The sequence below is a fragment of the Bacillus kalamii genome, from assembly GCF_047238185.1.
GTDB lineage: Bacteria > Bacillota > Bacilli > Bacillales > DSM-1321 > Bacillus_AD.
The window spans coordinates 782,084-802,597 of sequence record NZ_JBDFMI010000006.1 but is presented as its reverse complement, the minus strand read 5'-3'; the positions used below and the strand labels follow the sequence as shown (position 1 = coordinate 802,597).

Here is a 20,514-nt window from a genome sequence, read left to right as displayed (position 1 = left end):
CTATTCCACGTCCCTTTCCGACCGGGTGACTGAACCTTCCAGAAGAACATCCATACCATATAGAGTGAGAGTGAAAGCCTTGCCTTCAAGTAAAGTGACTGTTACATTTTGCTCCCTTACGGAGACCTCTAGCAATCTCTCACGGTACGTAAGTTTAAACGTATAGCCTTCCCAGCCGGCTGGAAGAAAAGGAGATAACGATAAACGCCCTTTAGTTGTGCGCATACCGGCAAACCCTTGTACAATACTTAACCAACTGCCAGGCATAGACGTAATGTGCAGCCCATCCTCCGTATCGTTGTTGTAATTATCCAAATCCAACCGCGCTGTCCGCTTATACAGTTCAACAGCCTTTTCCTGTTTGCCAAGCTCGGCAGCCAGAATGGAATGGACGGCAGGCGAAAGGCTTGATTCATGGACAGTCAGAGGTTCATAGAATTCGTAATTGCGCTGTTTCGTGTCAAAATCGAAGTCCTCACTGAATAAATAGATGCCCTGCAGAACATCCGCTTGTTTAATGAAGCATGAACGCAGAATCTTATCCCATGACCATTTCTGATTGATGGGGCGGTCACTTGCTGATAGCGTATCAGTCGAACGCAATTCTTTATCCAGGAAGGTATCATGCTGGACAAAAATTTGCCATTTGCTGTCGTATGGCAAATACATCCGCGACACAATATCCTGCCATTTCGCTTTCTCTTCTTTTGTTATTTTAAGTTGTTCTTCTTTATATTCTGTAAGTTGCTCCAATGTATAACGCAGAGTCCAAGAGGCCATAAAATTGGTGTACCAGTTGTTATTCACATTATTTTCGTATTCATTCGGGCCGGTCACGCCATGGATCATATACTGGTCTAGGCGTTGGGACATATGGACACGGTCGGCCCAGAAACGGCTGATTTCCACTAATACATCAAGTCCGTATTCCTCCAGGTACTCCTTATCGCCTGTATAGGTGGTGTAATTATAGATTGCATAAGCGATAGCGCCATTTCGATGGATTTCCTCGAATGTGATTTCCCACTCGTTATGGCATTCATCTCCTGTGAATGTCACCATCGGATATAATGCGCCGTCCAAGCCGAGCTTCCTGGCGTTATTCTTTGCTTGCTCCAATTGATTGTATCTATATTTCAATAGATTGCGTGAAACATCCTTTCCAGCAATCGCTAAATATAATGGCAAAGCAAAGGCTTCCGTATCCCAATAGGTAGCCCCTCCATATTTCTCGCCGGTGAATCCTTTCGGCCCAATATTTAAGCGCGGATCTTCTCCGTAGTAAGTGGCAAAGAGCTGAAAAATGGCAAAGCGGATGCCCTGTTGTGCTTCATCATCACCTTCGATCACTATATCCGCTTTTTTCCAGCGCTCGGCCCATGCTTGAATATGGCGTTCCTTTATCTCCTCCAAACAGACATGCTGCAGCTTACCGAGCATTTTTTCGGCATTCTGAAGAACTAGGCCTTCCTCTGTGTCTCTTGATGTAGCAATAACCACTCTCTTTTCTATGGCAGCTTCCTGATCCGCCTCAAGCTTGAATGAATAGGATTGCTCGCAATATAGACTGTCTGTGCGGAATCCTTGCTCTGCCTCGACACTCACCTTGTTGGACATGGCTGCAGCAACTGTGAATCGAGGGGTCCCGAAATCGTTTTCCTTCGTCTTCGCCGATAAATAGCCCCCAAGCTCATCCGCATTTTGTGCCATTTCCACCCAAAAGGTTTCTTCATAGTTGGCGTCTTCATTTCTGACATTCCCATCCAGATATGATACCAGAGTAATATGGGCCGGTGCAGTGAGCGGTTTCACTGCATACCGTATAACCGCCAATTCCTTCTGGTCGGCACTTAGGAACCGTTCAGCATGGATGCTGTACGCTTCCCCTTTTTTAATGACTGTGAATTCCCTGCGGAAAATGCCTTCCTTCATATCCAGTTCCATATAAAAGTCGGAAACTTCGTCCTTATTCAAATCGACTTTTTCGCCATTGATCAGCACTTCGATTCCTATGAAATTCATGGCATTTATTACTTTGCCGAAATAGTCGGGATAGCCATTTTTCCACCAGCCTACCCGTGTTTTATCCGGATACCAGATCCCGGCAATATACGTGCCTCGATGTGTATCGCCAGAATATCCCTCTTCAAAATTGCCGCGCATTCCCATATAACCGTTGCCTATGGAAGTCAAGCTCTCCTGCAGGCGCTTATGGTCTTTATCAAGTGCTGTTGTGGACAATTTCCAAGGATGGATGTCGAATATACGTTGTATCATGCCTTTTTCCCCCTACTATTTGCTTCTGTCCTGCGTTCTTCTTGAACGAATGTTGTCTTAAAAAATATAAAAGCGATCATCAAAACCATACCAAGCGATTGAATGGCAATCATGAGCGTTACGTCATAATGGAGGATACCCGCACACATGCTTACCAAAGTCGGCAAACCAAGTGAATAGATGGTCATATGGAACCCTTCCTTAAAAGTTTCAATAGCCGTCATTCTGCTCTTTTTAGCCAGCCACAGAAAAAGAGCAGCCACTAGCGCCAGCATGGTCGTACTGCCGACGAGTATCGACCCGACCATCAGCACCATCGTTAAGTATAAAAATGCCTTATTTTGTGTATACCATTGATCGTTAAGCCACGCTTTCAATTGATCGGTATTCTCCACGTCAGCATCTGATTCGTTATTCTTATAGCGGACCGTGAAATCATATCCCTTTTCATTTTTCAGGATCATCTCTTTTCGGCTAAAAATAATCGCATTTTCAGCTTTTGTCTGTGCCGGCTGATCCAGGCTGAACAAAATAATCCCCTCAGGCCCTGCAATAGGCTGTTCTACGATGCGACCGCCCATTGTTCCATCGATAATCGGGTGCTTCTGCATCATTTCAACTGTCTTTTGATTAATCATGCCAATGGTTTCCGGCATCACATCGAACAAGTCGAAAGATTTGGCTTTTGTGAAATGAAGAGAAGTGGGCAGAATCATACATGCATTCAAAAAAACAAACAGCAGCAGCAGCTTCCCCCACCCCATCTCTTTCCTCCCCTTGAACATCCTCTGCGGTGATACGCTATTCCTGGCATAATTCAACGGGAATGGAACGTTCTTCTTCATACTCACATCATCCTTTATCTTGATTGTTGATTAACTGTTAGTAAAATAAGGTTTATCCTTTTGTGCCGCCCTGTGTCAGGCCTGACACGAAATTTTTCTGCAAGAAAAAGAATAAGAGACAGATTGGCAAGGCAGCAAGGATTGCTCCCGCTGCGAACAGACCGATTTTTTCTTGCTGAGGATTCGCTATGAATTGCTGCAGGCCTACCGCAATCGTCAAGCTTTCAGGCGTACGCAGCAGGAACTTTGCCAGCAGGAAATCCCCGAATGGCGCCATGAAGGCCCATAATGCCTGTACAGCTATCATTGGGCGGACAAGCGGTAAAATGATTTGCGCAAAAATACGGAAATGTCCGGCTCCGTCTAGCTTTGCCGATTCATCCAAATCACGCGGAATCGTATCGAAGTAGCCTTTCATCAGCCATGTATTCATTGGAATGCCTCCACCGATATACAAAAGGGTAAGGAACCAATATTGGTCCAAAGCGCCGATCAGCATAGCCAATACATAAAATGCAGTTAAAGCGGCCATCGTCGGGATCATCTGCACAATCAGGAATAGGACCAAAATTTGTTTTCTCCCCGCGAAACGGTAGCGGCTGTATATATAACCTGCCAGGGTGACGACCGTTACTTGTATAACCATCGTTGATACGGCGATGATCAACGTATTTTTATACCAATCCAGATAAAGAGTATCCTGGAATAGCTTAGTGAAGTTGGTCAGCACCCAATCCGAATGGAAGTCCAGGCTGAATGACACAATATTACTCGGCTTGAAAGCAGACGAAGCTGTTATAATAATCGGATAAAGGATGACGATCGATAAAAGAATCAGAAAAGCATATGTCAGAACCTTTTGGAGACCGTTTGAAAAACGTTGACTATTTTTCCAGTTGCCCATCTTACATCATCTCCTCATTTCCAAAGGAATTTGTTTTCTTGAACGCGATCAATGAAACAGCGATTACGACAAATGAAATAATCAAAGTCACAGCTGCCGCTACTCCATACTGAGGGGATTGCCCTGTCGTCAGTTTATATATCCAGGAAAGAAGGATATCGCTTGAGCCGGCTCCCGAACCGACCGTTCCCGGACCTCCATTATTGAACAGATAAATGATAGAGAAATTGTTGAAATTAAACGTGTATTGCGTAATGAACACAGGTGCTGTCACAAATAGGATCATCGGCAGCGTAATCTTCGTAAACCGTTTAAAAGCACTTGCTCCGTCTATTTTGGCCGCTTCATACAATTCATTGGAAATGGATTGAAGAACACCCGATACCATTACATAAATGTATGGGAAGCCAAGCCATCCCTGGATCATGATCAGCGCAGTCTTCGTCCAGAAAGGATCCGTTTTCCAAGCAATCGAATCGATATGCACGAACGGAATAGCGTTCAAGAGCGGAATGACCTGCGTATTAATGGCGCCAAGGCTGTCATTGAAAATATTTGAAAAGCTCATAATCGTAATGAAGGCGGGAATCGCCCATGGAAGCAAGAAAATAACTCCGAAAAGCCGCTTTCCTTTTATGAAAGATTGATTAGCGACGACCGCTGTCAAAATGCCCAATGCAATCTGCAATGTCGTGGCGCATATTGTCCAGATCAATGTCCAGGAAAAGACAGAGATAAAGGTTTCCCTGTAAGAACTAAGGATAAAAATATTGGTAAAGTTCTTCAGTCCAACCCAGTCCAGCAGCTTCGCAGGCGGGATATGATAGAAATCATAATTGGTCATAGCCATCAGAAATGTAATCAGCACAGGGAAAATAATGACGAATGTCATCAACAAATAAGCCGGCAATGTCAGCAAGTACGGAAAGCCGCTATCCGCTGCATTGCTCAATATACTTCTCATGGATGTATTGACATCTATGCCCAATTTCCATTTCATAGCCACTTTCTTCGCATCGGCCATATTGATGATATAAAAGCCTATGAATATAACCATGATAATCAGCTGCAATCCGCCTTCGATCATTAAATAAAGGGAGTTATCCTGAATCGGGATACTTCCCAGTGTAATCAGCCCTTCTACCGCATTCCATCCGTAAGCCGCCATCTCTGCAACGAATAAAGCCGCAATGATAAGAAACACTGCACCTTTAAAGGCCTGCCTGTTATAGAACTGCCCCAATCCTGGAATGAGAGACAACAGCATAGCTTTACGAGGTTGAATCTGCCGCACCTGTCCTTTGTTCATAGCCTTTCCCCTCTTCTGTTCATTTTGTGCCCGTATGATAAGAGAAGGCCAAACAGCATTGTCACTGTTTGGCTCTTATCAGCTTTACTTGTTAAATTTTTGTTCGATATTTTCATTGATCGTCTTTACTGCTGCTTTAGCCACTTGTTTAGGGTCTTTCTTACCGGCATTCACATCAGACATCAATGTACCGCCAACTGCCCAAATTTCGCTCATTTCAGGAATATTTGGCATTGGAGGAGCCACCTGGTACGTACTGATAACTGCGTTAGCCAATTCATTATTGTCTTGCTTCACTTTATCCTGCGCTTCTTTATTGATAGGAATTTCGTTAGTAGCTTGGTAGAATTTGTAGCTGTTATCGGCATTCGCTACATAATCGATCCATTTTTGCGCCAAGTCGGAGTGTTTCGTATAAGCGCTGACTACCCATGCTTTACCGCCAGCGAATGGCGTATACTTTTTACCGTTCGGCAATGTTGGGATTTCAGCTACTCCGTAATTAACCTTAGATTCTTTAAACTGGGCAGCAGACCATGGTCCGCCAATAATGGAAGCCGCTTTTTTGTCGATGAACATTTTATTGACGAAATCAGGCGCGCTCTTTACATCCTGCATTCCCTTTGGCCAATGTTCTTTATACCATTTAGCCGCATATTCAAGCCCTTCGATTGACCCTTTGTTGGCAAGGCCTACATCTTTAGGGTCAGTGCCGTCTTTTCCGAATACATAACCGCCGAATCCTGCCATTTCCCCGTACAGTACATAGAAATCATTCCAGTTCGCTAGGAATGCGGTCGATTTGCCTGCTTCATTCGCGAAAGCAAAACGCGGATCCTTTGTAAGCGCCTCAGCCTCATCCATTGTTGCAGGAGCTTTATCTACTAAATCTTTATTATAGAATTGGACCAATGTTTCAATAGTGAACGGATTGCCGTAGCGTTTGCCGTCAATTGTTACTGTCTTTAAATCTTTTGCATCCAATTTGTTTTGGTCGTTTTCTTTAATTTCCATCAAATGGCCTTGCTGCCCAAGAGAACCCACACGATCATACGGGGACAGCATAACATCCGGCGCTTTTCCTGCCGGTCCATCCAATGCAAGAGCATCTAACTGGTCGAAACTGCTCTTATAGTTGACTTTCAACTTAGCATTATTATCCTTCTCAAATTTATCTTTAATGTCATTGATATAGCCTTTGTAGCTTTCTTCCACAGAAATCGTTAACGTCTTGTCGTTGTCTTTAGCTGTGCCTTCCTCTTTTTTGTCGTTGCCGCAGGCCGCCATTAAAGAGATTAATGCAAAAACCATAATAAGCAATCCATATTTTTTCATGGACTTCATGACACGTACCCCCTAGTTTATTTCGAAAAAAGACATTCGTTTCTACCTTTATCTTTTTTCCATTTTTATTTTCAAATAACACTTACTAACTATATATCTATTATTATCCAATACTGAAAACGGTTGCAACATGATTATGGTTGTTACCGATAACAGAATGAAATAAGGCATCGTATCTATATTTTCCTGTACAGCGCACACAAAAAACCGCAGGTATAAATCCCTGCGGCCAAAATCGTTCTAATGGTCAGGCTGCCCCGTTGTAGAACCTCTTATAATCAACTCCGGCCTAAACCGGATGGATTGCTGTGGTTTTCCCTTATCATTGATTTTTTGCAGCAGCATCCGTGCACATGCTTCTCCCATTTCAATGACGGGCGAACGGACGGTCGTAATCTTCGGAGAAGAAATCCTATCAAGAAAGACACCGTCAAAACCAGTGACCGCAATATCACTACCGAACGCTCTTCCTGATGCAGCAACAGCCCGCACCACACCGATGGCTAATCGATCGGAGGCGCATACGACAGCAAACTTGCCCGGTATGTGTTCAAGCAATTCCTTCATTTTCTCTTCAGCCACATTAGAGCTATTTTTCAGAAAATAAGCATCCTTCTCGAGCCCTGTTTCATCCATTACACGTTGATATCCGGACAGCCTGGCCTGCATGAATAACTCGTTTCTATAATCGATGCCAAAAAACAGGATGTGACGGAATCCACATTCATACACATGCCTTGCAGCCATCTCCGTTCCTGCACTGTTATCCACATCGATAAAATCAAATCCGTGATTGTTTTCGCCATACAGAATAATCGGCTTGTTGAATTTCCATGACAAATCTGTAAAATCCGCCTCACGGACCCCTGTAGCAATCAACCCGTCATAGGCACCGATACTCTGTGATTTGCGGGTAACCAACTGCAGGGAATAATAATACTTGTCCAATTCCCTGCTGATGCCAGTCAATAGATTCATATAATAAGGTTCTGTTGTATCGATTTCTTCAAGGATTAATAGCTTAACCACTTGTGTCCTATTCTGAACAAGCGCTCGGGCCGCATAATTCGGCTCATAGTTCAATTCTTCCATGGCCTTATGCACGAGATCCTTTAATTCCTCGGACACTTGCTCTGGGTGGTTAATGACACGGGACACGGTCATTTTGGACACGTTCGCTTTCTTTGCAACGTCTGATAACGTAGCCACATCATTCCCCCCTCTAACAGTTGCTCGAACCTCCAGCGCCGAGAACTATACATTACTATACAACCCATTGAATATTGCATCAACTTTAAGCCATTCCTTTAATGGGATAAAGCCCCTACTTTTGCAGCACATAATACTCATTAGCGCCCAATTCAAAAGTAGCCGGCAATGTAATTTCCTCCTCATTGAACAGATCTTTAAGCTTGTCGTCCAATACCTCCGGCAGCTGCAATTTTACAGCTTTATTCCCTGTATTTATCATGAAATAGACATCGCCCTGGTCCGCTTCCTTACAAAATATCAGGACATCGCTGCGATCGGCCTTTATCCATTTGAATGTTTGGGAACGGAAGGCAGGTATTGTTTTACGTAAATGAATGAGCTTTTTCATAAACAGATTGAAATCATTCGGTTTCTCCGTTTCCTTCCACGGCATTGCCCGTCGGCATCCAGGATCTGCGCCTCCCTCAAGGCCGATTTCTCCACCGTAATAAATAGAAGGTGAGCCTGTATAGCTAAATAAGAGTAAATAAGCCAATTTGACTTTATCCAGATTGCCTCCAGCCCTCGTCACAATTCGATCTGTATCATGGCTGTCCAATAAGGCAAAAGTCGCTTCATTCATATTTCTTGGATATCGGACTACAGCTTCACTTATGGCATGTTTATATTGTTCGGCATTCATTTTACCGTGGCAGATAAATTCAGTAATCGCATCCCCGACCGGATAGTCCATCACCGCATCGAATTGGTCTCCTTGCAGCCAAGGCATGGCATCATGCCAAAGCTCTCCCAAAATATAGAGATCGGGCTTGATCGCTTTCACAGCATTGCGGAAATCCCTCCAAAAGACGTGGTCGACTTCATTCGCCACATCCAGGCGCCAGCCGTCGATATCGAATTCCTCCACCCAATAGCGGGCCACATCCAACAAATATGCTCTACACTCTTCATTTTCTGTATTGAACTTCGGCATTTCATGGCAAAATGCAAACATTTCATAATTGCCTGCTTCGTGGGATACAGGGAAGCTTTTTATATGGAACCAATCCTTGTAACGAGATGCCTCTTGATTTTTCAGGACATCCTGGAAAAAAGGCGATTGCCAGCCGGCATGATTGAATACCGCATCCAGCATAATTCGGATACCTCTCTTATGGGCCTCTTCCACCAATTTCTTAAAGACCGCCTTATCCCCGAATTGCGGGTCGATCTCCATATAATCTATAGTGTCATATTTATGGTTGCTTTCAGCGTGAAAAATCGGGCAGAAATAGATGCCTGTTATGCCGAGCTCCTGCAAATAATCCAACCTGTCGAGCACTCCATATAAATCTCCCCCCATCATATTGGAGGGCGTCGGTTCACTTCCCCATTCAACTGCATCCTTTGGAGTAATATCAGGATTGCCGTTTGCAAAGCGTTCGGGGAAAATTTGATACCATACAGTTTCATTTACCCATGAAGGAATATCAGCGACATCAGCGCCATTCATATAAGGCATACAAAAGAAATTATTCATTTCCTGTAAGGCGGCTTCTTCATTTTCCGGTTCTAATTCCACAATCTTCTTCTCGCCGAAAAGAAGTTTTTCATCGCTATCCTCCACAATAAATGCATAACGGAACCGTTTAGTATCATTCATGTAAGAAGCAACCCAATATTCATATAACTCTGTCTCAGCTTCTTTTTGCATAGGGATCGTCGTGCCGCCTATCCATCCCATAGCCCCTTCAGCATTCAGATTTCCGCCCCCGCCACCCGAAGCCCATTTATATGGATCCCCGATTCTTAAAGATACTTGAGTGGCTTCCTTTTTAGCCAACCGGACTCGTATATGTAAGGTATTCTTATCGTACCCATAGCAGTAATTATTTTCCCCGCGGTGGTATAAAGCTGTTCTTGTAATCATAGTAAGCAATCCCCTCTCCTTAATACTGCAGTTAATCAATCAGAACAAACACTTTTTTTATTCTAAAAATTCAATAAACCAATTATGCAACCGTTCGCATAAAAAAGCAATTGTATCCTATTCCACTAAAGCGGAAAGCGCCTGCTTACCTCCGACAAGCTTAAGAAAAGCTCTGCTTAAAGGCTGCTCTTTGCCTTTAACAGAGATAGGCTTAAGACCTCGAGGAGGTGGCGCTTGCAGCTGGATAAAAACTAAAGCGGAAAGCGCCTGCTTACCTCCGACAAGCTTAAGAAAAGCTCTGCTTAAAGGCTGGGCTTTGCCTTTAACAGAGATTGGCTTAAGACCTCGAGGAGGTGGCGCTTGCAGCTGGATGAAAACTAAAGCGGAAAGCGCCGTTTACCTCCGACAAGCTTAAGAAAAGCTCTGCTTAAAGGCTGCTCTTTGCCTTTAACAGAGATAGGCTTAAGACCTCGAGGAGGTGGCGCTTGCAGCTGGATAAAAACTAAAGCGGAAAGCGCCTGCCTACCCGACAAGCTTAAGACGGGGCATTGACAAAAGCGGGATTCCCCTTTCATATCTTACAAAAAAAGAGCGGACCCGAGACGGATCCACTCCATGATTATCGTGTGTTATTTCGTTATTCTGATAAAAACGACCTTTAAATAATTGCCTTTCGGGAAGGAGCGGATATGCTTGAAATCAGAAGGCAGACTATACTCTTCCAAAACGGTATAGCGGACTTTCATTTCCTTGCAGGCCGCTTCTATAAAACCTTTGAAGTGCTTCATATTGAAAGCCGAGCTATTTGTAGATGCTACAATCACACCACTATTTTTCGTAATGGCGATGGTCTCTTTCAATAGTTCCTTATAGTCCTTGGCCGCACTGAATGTTCGTTTCTTTGTCTTGGCAAAGCTTGGCGGATCTAGGACAACTAAATCAAAGCTGCGCTGTTTACGTGCAGCATATTTGAAGTATTGGAATACATCATCCACAACAATTTGCTGCTGCTTCGGATCAATGCCATTCACAGTAAATTGTTCCTCGGTCTTGGCACGGCTTCGGTTCGCAACGTCCACGCTTGTCGTCATACTGGCTCCTCCAAGAGCGGCATTCACTGAAAAAGCGCCTGTATACGAAAACATGTTCAGCATTTCGGCATTCTTTGAATACTTTTCCCTAATCGCCTTGCGGACTTCACGCTGGTCGAGGAAAATGCCGGTCATTGCCCCGTCATTCAGATTAACGGCAAAGTTCACGCCATTTTCCTTCACAATGATCGGGAAGTCTCCTCTTTCGCCTGAAACAAAATCATCATCTTCCACATACTGGCCCTTATGGTCAAAACGCTTCTTCTCATAGATTCCCTTATAGTCGCCCATATCCTCCAATGCTTCCAGAATATTTGGACGGAATGAATAAATGCCTTTGCTATACCATTGGATCATATAAAAACCGTCATAATAATCGATGGTGAAACCGCCTATACCGTCTCCTTCACCGTTAAAAACACGGAATGCCGTCGTTTGTTCATCTTCAAACAACTGCTTTCGCGCGCGAAAGGCTTCCCCCATTTTTTCGGAAAAGAAGGAGCGGCCGATTTGTTCATTTTTATTGCGAGTCAACACCCAGCCGATTCCTTTATTCTGAATGCCATAATAGCCGGTAGCAAGATAGTTATTTTTCTCATCGGCAAGATGGATAAGCTCCCCTTCTTCTTTCAGCTTAAATGGCGATTGAATAGCTTCTTTTTCAATTAACGGATACCCTTTACGGATTTTATCGCTATATTTTTTTTTCATTTGTAATGTAATCATCTATTTATTGTCACCTTTCGCGATTCTCTCTCGATTTGCGTATGTTGTTACAATCCATTATGACATATTTTTCGCGGGCTCATCCATTCGGTGCATAAAATAACCGAAAGGGCTGTATCTTTGACGATACAGCCCTTCCATTAAACCGGTTCCGGTACAGGATGATGTTTTTTATTCCAGATAAACAATAATACGGCCGTTATCCCTTCAGCAACCGGGAAAGCAAGCCAGATCCCATTCACACCAAAGATTTCGGGCAATATCCATAATAGCGGCAATAACAGGATGATACTGCGCATCAAAACGATCATCACTGATAAGCGGATACGGCTGATGGACTGGTAATATTCAACATATACCAAATTATATGACATGAATAGATAGCTAATAAAAAATAAGCCAATTCCTTTAATGGTGAACTCATATACAGCCTGCGATTTCACTCCGAACATAGAGACGAATACATCCCCGAAGAGCCAACCTAATAGCAGTGTTCCAATCCCTAATGCGATGCCTGTCTTAACGGCTAAATTCAGGAATTGCTTTAATCGCGAGAACAGCTTTGCGCCAAAATGGAAGCTCGATATTGGCTGAAGTGCCGCCCCTACCCCGAAAAATAACAACAAGAACATGACATGGATGTAATTGACGACCGCGAATGCTGTAACGCCAAGTTCTCCGGTGTAATGCATAAATGTTATATTATATGCCATCGTTAAGACGGCACTGGAACTTTCAACAATGAAGCTAGGAAAACCGATGATCATGATTTGCTTGATGGCTTTCCACTCAAGCTTACATTTCACCAGCTTCAATGTTTTTGTTTTACGAAGAAAGTGGAACAATAGGACGAAAAATCCGATGCCCGCAGATAAAACCGTTGCATAAGCGGCACCCTGAATACCCCAGTTCCATTTAAATATGAACATATAATTAAATAGAATATTGAACAGGGATGTCAGGATAAGCGCAACCATAGCCAAACGAGGATTTCCATCGTTGCGGACAAAAATGCTTAACATATTTTCAAGGACAAACACAATTCCGTATAACAATATAATATGCAGATAATCCAACACGTAAGGAAGAATATGGTCATTAGCCCCAAAGAAATAAGCAAGCTCTGTTTCCTTCCATAAACTCAGCCCCGCCATTACACTGACAATTCCAATGGCCACTACAAAAGACTGCGTGAAGATGGAACGGGCTGCCTTTATTTCACTTCTGCCCAGAGATATGGAATACATAGTGGCTCCGCCCATTCCGATCCAAAGGGATACAGATAAAAAGACAGAAAAGATTGGAACCGCAATGTTGACTCCCGCCAAAGCTTCCTCCCCGACACCGTGGCTGACAAATATACCGTCAACCAATATATTCACGGACATAAGCAGCATGCCTAGTACCGAAGGAATCAAATAGGATAAAAATAATTTTTTTACAGGTGTTTCTTTAAGTACTGCTGATGATTCTGTCATCTTAAGCCCTCCTTGACCAACGATATTCAGTGTAAACCTTCAAGTAACTTTAAGGTCAAGGGTGTTCAAAAAGAAAAAAGAGTTTTTTGCAAAACAAATAGGTGCTTCCTTATTTTTTCCGGACTGGAATCTGGTAGGCTGTCACAAATTCCTGTTCCTCTGCGGAGACTGAGGTATCGATGATGCCGATTTCAATGGCATCTCCAACGATTTCATACGACTGACGGTGGATTTCCTCGAGAAAAAATTGATACGTCTCCTTATTCTCTTCATATGGGCCTTTATGATACATGCATGCATACTCGCCTTCTGGAATAAAGGTATACTCCACCCCTTCCTCTAACGGCTCCTCCACAGAAATGAACAAACCGCTTATATCCAGATAATCGCCTCGTTTCAACCCCTCCAGTGATGTAAAGGTGCCGATGTTGGCCGAGAGAAGCGCAGGCGTATCGATATGCGATTCCTTTTGCAATTGATTTAAATGCATGGTGAATTCATCATCGGAAACAAATCTATCTACTTTCATGAATCTGATCGGCCGTTTGGAAAGGTAAGTAAACGTTACTTTATTGCTCTCTATCTCCAACCCCTCCTGAATCATGTTCATTTTCTGCTGGATCATAGACATCATAGCTTGGATTTCTTTTTCCCTTTTCTGCAGCTCTATTGTATGCTTCTTAAGCAACGCCATAGCGCTGGCCGGATTTCTCCTTTCGGCAAATTGTTTTATTTCATCCAATGGAATATCCAAATGGCGCAAGAATTTAATGATTTCTATCATAGAAAATTGGTCGATTGTATAATACCGGTACTTTGTTTGGGGATCGACCATTTTCGGTTGGAAAATGCCCTTTTGATCATAATATCTTAGAGTCGACTCCGGTATATTATGCAGCTTGGCCGTCTCTCCAATTGTAAATCTCTGTTTCATACTAACGATGCCCTCCTATCGGGTTCTCTTTCGCTATCGTAGCATGGGAAAGCCAAACGGTCATCCTTGTCCGAATCGCTCAACTCTCCAACAGTATTACCTAAATTGCTGCTTTCATTGAAAAAAGCTGAGGGTATCCCCTCAGCTATAGTTTTAATGCCGTTTCCAAAGCAAGCTCCATCATATCATGAAGCGACTTCTCCCGTTCTTCCGCCGTAATCGTTTCATTGGTCAAATCGTGGTCTGTCACGGTCAAAATAGATAGGGCGCGTCTTTTATGCTTAGCCGCAACTGTATATAGAGCCGCTGTTTCCATATCGCTTGTCAGAACCTGATAATCCGTCAGCTTTTGTTTATTGCCGTCTAAATCATAAAAATGGTCATCTGTTACAACAAGCCCTGCTTTTACAGGCTTGCCCAAAGCCATTCCTGTATCGTAGGCCGTTCTCAATAGATCAAAATGAGCTACTGGCGAATACGAATACTGTCCAAATAAATGGGTGTACATCGATGAATTCGTACATGCGCCCATCGCAAGCACGATATCCATTTGCTTAATATCCGGATGGCTCGTACCGCTGGAACCGATCCGTATCAGGTTCTTTACTCCATATTCCTCCATCAATTCATTTGAATAGATGGATATAGAAGGCATCCCCATTCCGGTTCCCTGCACAGATACGCGCTTGCCTTTATAGGTGCCGGTGTATCCGAACATGCCGCGGATTTTATTGTAACAAACCGCATGATCCAAATAATTTTCCGCTATATATTTAGCGCGCAAAGGGTCTCCCGGCAAAAGGACTGTCTCTGCGATGTCGCCATTCTTTGCTGCAATATGAAAACTCATCCTCATTTCCTCCTTCTAGGGATTATCCTTACATTCTTTCCAGCTGATCCAATCCCACTGACTTTTCCTGATGCTGCTCGTAATTGCGTTTCCATTCAAGCATGCCGTCGATGGAAATAAGCAAATTGATCAAGCTTAGGATGATCATGACATACAGTCCTGTTGTTGCATAAACGATAGTCAGGATGATATTCATGGCAATCCACAAATACCAGTTATCCAATAATTTTTTACTCAATAGATATTGTCCGACTAATCCCATTACCGCTACTAATGAATCGAGGTATGGGCTTGCGGCATCCGTATATTGGATTTGGAAGAAAGCCCATACCATTGTTCCAATCAGTATGACGCCCCCCCAAATGAATTTGCCTTGGACAGAAAGAATCTTAGTGGGCAGGACATCTTCCTCCCCCTTGTTTTTCACCCAGTAATACCAGCCATAGACATTGAACAATAGTTGAATGAAACTTAATATAACCATCGCATACAAGCCAGTTTGGAAGTAAATATACATGAAACATGCGACGGTTATGATGCCGAAGAAGAAATTAATCACATTTTGTCTGGCCAGAAACCACACGTTTATAATCCCTACAATTGATGCAACTATTTCGATATACGAAGACTTCATTAAAAATCCGGCCACTACGCATAAAATGCTGGATAATATAACGAACATCGGATGTTTAATCATACAGTTAACGCTCCTTTTCTTTAAGTGCCGGCCACATTATTTAAGATAGGCAGCCAGCTTTTCATAATCCTTAATGATTACCCTTTGCTTATTCAAAGAGATGATTCCTTTATCCTTCAGTTCCGATAGAATGCGATTAATGCTTCGCTGTGTAACCGCAAACAACTGGCTTAGTTCTTGCTTGTTCACATAAACCTCGATTCCCTCGGCCCTTTTTTTCCCTGTGTTTCCCGCATCTTTCAAGTATGCGCAGACTCTGCTGCGAAGGGAGTACAATGTGTTGTCCCCTTCCTTTTTGACGATGCTGTAAAATAAATGAACGACCTGTCTCATGAAGCGTTGGTTGAATTCGATATCTACCTGGAGCCATTGGAGAAAATACTCCCTCGGCAATGAAATGATCGTTACATCTGTAATAGCCTTCACTGTGCTTAGATAAGGGACGTCATTGAATATTTCAAGCTCCCCAATCATGTCTCCTGTGTGGTAGGTGGCCTGCGAATAGCTTTTCCCGTTTTCACCTGTTACAGAAATATCTACCGTACCGCTTGCAATCAGATTAAAATGGTGTTCTTTTTCCCCCTGGCAGAAGATAGTGGCACCGCTTTCATATTCAGTTGTCTTCCACTGTCTTAAAATTTCATATGGACAGCTTTTCAATAGGTTAAAAATGATTTTATTATTTTCAAGTATGTGTATAATCATCTGAATCTCCATCGGGCCCACCTCTAGTATAGTATTTTTTATGTGTGCGCTTACAGGACATCCGTCTCAGACTATATGTAAAAACCATCTTAATCCAACGAAATTCATCTACAAACACGGACAGATGTCCTTGAAGAAAATCATCGTTTTTCCTTCGTGTTTTTTCCACAAAAAAACTGCGGCAACCTTATTATTTTCGGTTCCCGCAGTTTTACCCATATCTAATGAAGTGAATGGCATTACAAGGATGAATCCAGTTTCTTGACGACATAATAGGATAGATTATCTGCATTGGCGCTGATTTCCTTTACGGTTTGCGAAATCTGCTCAATGGCCACTGCTTGCTGTCCAGTAAAATCATTTATGCCTGCAAAAGCGGCATCCAGATTTTCGATGGCTTTTTGGATATTCTTTGTAATGGAATCAATCTGTATAACCTGTTCCTTTGAATTCGTGGCAAGCTTTCTAATTTCATCTGCCACTACTGAAAAACCGCGTCCGGCTTCCCCTGCGCGGGCGGCTTCGATTGCCGCATTCAGGCCAAGCAGATTGCTCTGGTCGGAGACTGCTTTCACCACTTTTGAAATGAGGCCGATTTGTTCTGCACCTGAGCTAACTTCTCCTATTTGATTCGAAATATCAGCCATCCGTTCAGCCAATGTGGCAGCTGAACCTGTAATCTCTTCAAGCGATGCAGCCGTTTCCCCCACTATGGATGATAAATTCTCCACCACAGAATTCAATTGGTTAAGATGCTCAAGGCTTGACCCTACCCCTATTCCCCCAACCACTTGGCCATTCTGGTCTTTTATTGGCAGCACCTTGCTGGAAAAAGGAACACCGAACAATTCTTCCGATACCATTCCTGTCATTTCCTTATCCTGTTGGATGGCTTTAGTTAAAATATCTCCATCTCTCAACGGTTCCCCGGGCTGCAGATTCAGTGAGAATGATTTCGCCGGAACAGATACCAAGAGCTTTTCTGTATCATAAACGCTAACTGAGATATCATCTTGCATCAATTTATTTAAATAAGGAGCTACCATAACAAATGCATCTAACACCGACATTTCTTTTGTTTCCAGATCATTCATATCTTTCACGATTTCCTCTCCGATTCGATATAGGACGCTTCTAAAAAATCATATCCTGTACAAGGCAGCCCAAAAGGCTGCCTGCTTCCTGTTGACAACCTATTGATACTATCGTCATACATTTCCATTTTTAAAGGCTTATTCAAGTGATAATATACCTATAAAAATAGTCATTAAAAAGATAAAATTGTAAATTTTTCAACTTAATATCCTTCATTATAACTGAAAAGGACACGATTCTTCTATGCCGCGCTGAAATTTTTATGGAAAATAGACCATTTATACCTACACAAATAAGCACTGATAGCTAATCAGTGCTTATTTGTATCACCCTAAAGGGACTGTATGGAATTGATCCTGTAAAATTTGCTTCACTTGTTCGACTGCATCATCCGTATTTTTCACTCTTAGTGTCAATCGCCGATCAACCGGATATTGCTCAGCTGTATGCGTATATAAGGGATCATAATAATACAGTAGAAGCAGTTCGACCGCCTCCCTGAATTCGCCGATCTCCAGATGGCGGGTAATATCAGCTGCAATTGGTGTATGGATTCTTTTCTGTATTTTCCTGAAGGCGCTTAGGCATTCTTCATGATGGCCCCACGGCTGATAATCGTCCAAAATATGCTGCACACGCTCTTCTATAGGCATATCAATAAACAACTGGAAGCCGTTTTCTTTCTTCACCGTCAGGAACTCTGGAAGAACCGCCTTCCCGATTCTCTTGCTCTCGGCCTCAAATAACACATAAGGTTGCCCATTCAACTGATCCAAACGGTCAAGCAAAAGAGCATCAAACATTTTTTGATTATGGGGACGGAGCCCGATTTGGCCGAAAATCGATCCACGGTGATTGGCCATTCTCTCCAGATCCAAAACAGGGTATCCCTCATTCTCAAGCTGATGCAAAATCAGGGTCTTTCCTGCCCCTGTGTATCCGTTAAGAACGAGGGCTTCGGGATGCATCGGATAGGATTCCAAGCGGTGTACAGCCCACTTACGGTAATCGTGGATTCCTCCGACAAGCCGATGCGTATGAATGCCCATCAAATCCAGGACCGTTGCTGTTGTTTTACTGCGCATACCGCCTCTCCAGCAATAAACGATTCTCTCTTTCTCTAACTGGGCGAATTCCTTTACGAACTCAGGAAGCTTGGCAGATACAACTTCAAGCCCCCGTTCTTTCGCAGCATGAACACTGACCTGTTTATACAGGGTTCCAATCTCTGCTCTTTCTTGATCGCTGAAAATAGGGATATTAATAGAACCAGGAATGCAAAACTCTCTATATTCAGATGGCGAGCGCACGTCAATGATGACATAGCTGCCGCTGTCTTTTTCGGCCACCAACTCTTCTACTGTTATATCCTTGAACACTTTGCATTCGCCTCTTTCATCTACTAAATGAGTTATATCATCTATTATAGAATACCAGATGCAGAAATGCCTAACAGGCTTTAAGCTTATTCGCAGGATAACGGTTCCAGAACAGCCTTCTTAATGTACTTCTCGATCAAATAAGGTGTTTCGATAAATGCACTTCTTTTATTCAGGCGCTCCGACACTTTGTGCGGGTCTTTCCCGAATGGCCCAATGTTAATGACAGGCGCCTGCAATTTACTCATGTTTTTAAAGGGTATCGTATAGGTTAATCCAAATACGGGCGTGTTCTGTTCATATGCTTTCCAACCCATTCCCGTTTTGTCCTCATAGGCTACATAACTTAAATCTGAAATACCATTGAAATAACGGATTTCCTGAACATTCAACCCGAATTCGGATGAGGCTTCTTCCTTGATAGAGTGAACCCAATCACGGAACACTTCTGTCTGTTCTGATGCAACAGCCGGATAATATGGCGGAGCAAAAAAGATGACGATTGAAGGTCCAATCTCCTGGCAATTCAGCATTAATCTGTCTGTCATTCGGATTGATTTTTCACGGTCGTCTAGGTCAGCCCTAGCAGCAACTTCTTCCTTCCATGCCAAAATAGTTTCAGTACCATGTTTAGCAGCTGCATGGCGTTCCAATTCTTCATATCTCATAACCTTCACATGTCCGATGCCACTCACATTCTCCCTTTCGCAAATGTGCTGGTAATGGGTATTTAAGCGATTCGCTGCCTCATTCACCTCTGCTTCGAAGATGGAGAATATTTCTTCTGCTGATCGCTCGAACAGAAATACATTATACAAAGAAGCTGAACGATAAGGGGTTTGGACTGAATACTCATATTTCAAATCCTTTTGGAATAAAGAAACCGGCAGTGGCGTTTTTTCGCCGTTGTTGCTTTCGGTGAATGCAGGATTGAATTCTATCTGATTTGTCACAAATGATGCCATGTAATTGGATGTCATTCCCGCCAACGGCTCCCCTACATGGGTTTCCTTCCCGTAGCAAAGCGCGCAAGGCATTATTTTGCCGATTGAACCGGAATAAATATAGTAGTTAGTATCATCCGGTGTTTGCGGAAATACGGGTTCACTGTTCAAGAAGCATAAAAAGTCCAGTTTATGCGTTTCCTGCAATTCTACCAAATGATCAACCGCAGCCCGCATGCCGGCTGAATTCACTTCTTCATCAGGAACCGTCAATAACACTATATTGACCGGCCATTTTTCTAGGATCGCTTTTTCCAGCAAGCCCATTTGGATGGTTAAGCCTGCTTTCATATCCATGGAGCCTCTTCCAAATAGATACTCGCCTGAAAGGATATCCTCTTTGATAGTCTCCTTGAAGCGATGCGCATGTTCCGTGAATGCCTTTGATAATCCATCTACATCGAATGCTAGCTGTTCAAATTCCCCGAACTCCTCCACACTTACCACATCGAAATGGCTGATGCAGACAATCGTTTTTGCACTTTCATGCGATTGGTAGAAGGCCGACAGGAATTTGGTATCTCCGGCTGCATCGCCCAAATGCACCTGTCCTGGATGTTCCTTGAAATAATCCCATTCCTTCAACAATCCCTGAACGACAACCGGAAAAATCTTTTCCCCTTCACTCTGGGAAATGCTAGGTATAGCAACAAGTGTTTTCAGCAAATTTTGCAATTCCTCTGCAGTTCCGTACTTCTGTAAATACATAACAATACTCCCCCAACTTCTCAAATGATTGTGCCCTCTGCTTTTCA

At 43.2% G+C, this 20,514-nt stretch carries 16 protein-coding genes; all 16 read right to left on the bottom strand.

Annotation, left to right across the window (positions count from 1 at the left end; all coding sequences use genetic code 11):
- The gene (locus tag ABC357_RS21805) at window positions 1-2,277 is read right to left on the bottom strand and encodes a glycoside hydrolase family 65 protein (protein ID WP_412889623.1); all 2,277 of its coding nucleotides are present in this window, start codon (window positions 2,275-2,277) and stop codon (window positions 1-3) included.
- Window positions 2,274-3,122, bottom strand: a complete 849-nt coding sequence (locus ABC357_RS21800) for a DUF1189 domain-containing protein (RefSeq protein WP_412889622.1) — start codon at window positions 3,120-3,122, stop codon at window positions 2,274-2,276. Before ABC357_RS21800 ends, ABC357_RS21805 begins: the two co-directional genes overlap by 4 nt.
- A gap of 52 nt (window positions 3,123-3,174) precedes the next feature.
- Window positions 3,175-4,026 (bottom strand): sugar ABC transporter permease, encoded by an 852-nt coding sequence (locus ABC357_RS21795; protein ID WP_412889621.1) that lies wholly within the window; start codon window positions 4,024-4,026, stop codon window positions 3,175-3,177.
- 1 nt (window position 4,027) lies between these two features.
- Window positions 4,028-5,335 (bottom strand): sugar ABC transporter permease, encoded by a 1,308-nt coding sequence (locus ABC357_RS21790; RefSeq protein ID WP_412889620.1) that lies wholly within the window; start codon window positions 5,333-5,335, stop codon window positions 4,028-4,030.
- An 84-nt stretch (window positions 5,336-5,419) separates the two neighbouring features.
- Window positions 5,420-6,679: an extracellular solute-binding protein gene (locus ABC357_RS21785; protein ID WP_412889619.1), complete on the bottom strand. Its 1,260-nt coding sequence runs from the start codon at window positions 6,677-6,679 to the stop codon at window positions 5,420-5,422.
- A 240-nt stretch (window positions 6,680-6,919) separates the two neighbouring features.
- Window positions 6,920-7,888, bottom strand: coding sequence for a LacI family DNA-binding transcriptional regulator (locus tag ABC357_RS21780; RefSeq protein WP_412889618.1), 969 nt, complete (start codon window positions 7,886-7,888; stop codon window positions 6,920-6,922).
- A 115-nt stretch (window positions 7,889-8,003) separates the two neighbouring features.
- Window positions 8,004-9,800, bottom strand: coding sequence for a glycoside hydrolase family 13 protein (locus ABC357_RS21775; RefSeq protein WP_412889617.1), 1,797 nt, complete (start codon window positions 9,798-9,800; stop codon window positions 8,004-8,006).
- Window positions 9,801-10,429: 629 nt separating this feature from the next.
- The gene (locus tag ABC357_RS21770; protein WP_412889616.1) at window positions 10,430-11,617 is read right to left on the bottom strand and encodes a class I SAM-dependent rRNA methyltransferase; all 1,188 of its coding nucleotides are present in this window, start codon (window positions 11,615-11,617) and stop codon (window positions 10,430-10,432) included.
- A gap of 140 nt (window positions 11,618-11,757) precedes the next feature.
- On the bottom strand, window positions 11,758-13,095 hold the full coding sequence (locus ABC357_RS21765; protein WP_412889615.1) for an MATE family efflux transporter: 1,338 nt from the start codon (window positions 13,093-13,095) through the stop codon (window positions 11,758-11,760).
- 109 nt (window positions 13,096-13,204) lie between these two features.
- A complete protein-coding gene (locus ABC357_RS21760; RefSeq protein WP_412889614.1) occupies window positions 13,205-14,029 on the bottom strand; it encodes a MerR family transcriptional regulator in 825 nt (274 codons plus the stop codon).
- Between the two features lie 145 nt (window positions 14,030-14,174).
- Window positions 14,175-14,879: a purine-nucleoside phosphorylase gene (deoD, locus tag ABC357_RS21755; protein ID WP_412889613.1), complete on the bottom strand. Its 705-nt coding sequence runs from the start codon at window positions 14,877-14,879 to the stop codon at window positions 14,175-14,177.
- Between the two features lie 28 nt (window positions 14,880-14,907).
- The gene (gene pnuC, locus ABC357_RS21750) at window positions 14,908-15,576 is read right to left on the bottom strand and encodes a nicotinamide riboside transporter PnuC (RefSeq protein ID WP_412889612.1); all 669 of its coding nucleotides are present in this window, start codon (window positions 15,574-15,576) and stop codon (window positions 14,908-14,910) included.
- A gap of 36 nt (window positions 15,577-15,612) precedes the next feature.
- The gene (locus ABC357_RS21745) at window positions 15,613-16,293 is read right to left on the bottom strand and encodes a Crp/Fnr family transcriptional regulator (RefSeq protein ID WP_412889611.1); all 681 of its coding nucleotides are present in this window, start codon (window positions 16,291-16,293) and stop codon (window positions 15,613-15,615) included.
- Window positions 16,294-16,520: 227 nt separating this feature from the next.
- Window positions 16,521-16,928, bottom strand: a complete 408-nt coding sequence (locus ABC357_RS21740; protein ID WP_412890100.1) for a methyl-accepting chemotaxis protein — start codon at window positions 16,926-16,928, stop codon at window positions 16,521-16,523.
- A gap of 774 nt (window positions 16,929-17,702) precedes the next feature.
- On the bottom strand, window positions 17,703-18,755 hold the full coding sequence (gene mnmH / locus ABC357_RS21735; RefSeq protein WP_412889610.1) for a tRNA 2-selenouridine(34) synthase MnmH: 1,053 nt from the start codon (window positions 18,753-18,755) through the stop codon (window positions 17,703-17,705).
- Window positions 18,756-18,841: 86 nt separating this feature from the next.
- Entirely contained in the window at window positions 18,842-20,467 is a 1,626-nt protein-coding gene (locus ABC357_RS21730) for a M20/M25/M40 family metallo-hydrolase (RefSeq protein ID WP_412889609.1), read from the bottom strand.
- Window positions 20,468-20,514: the final 47 nt, after the last annotated feature.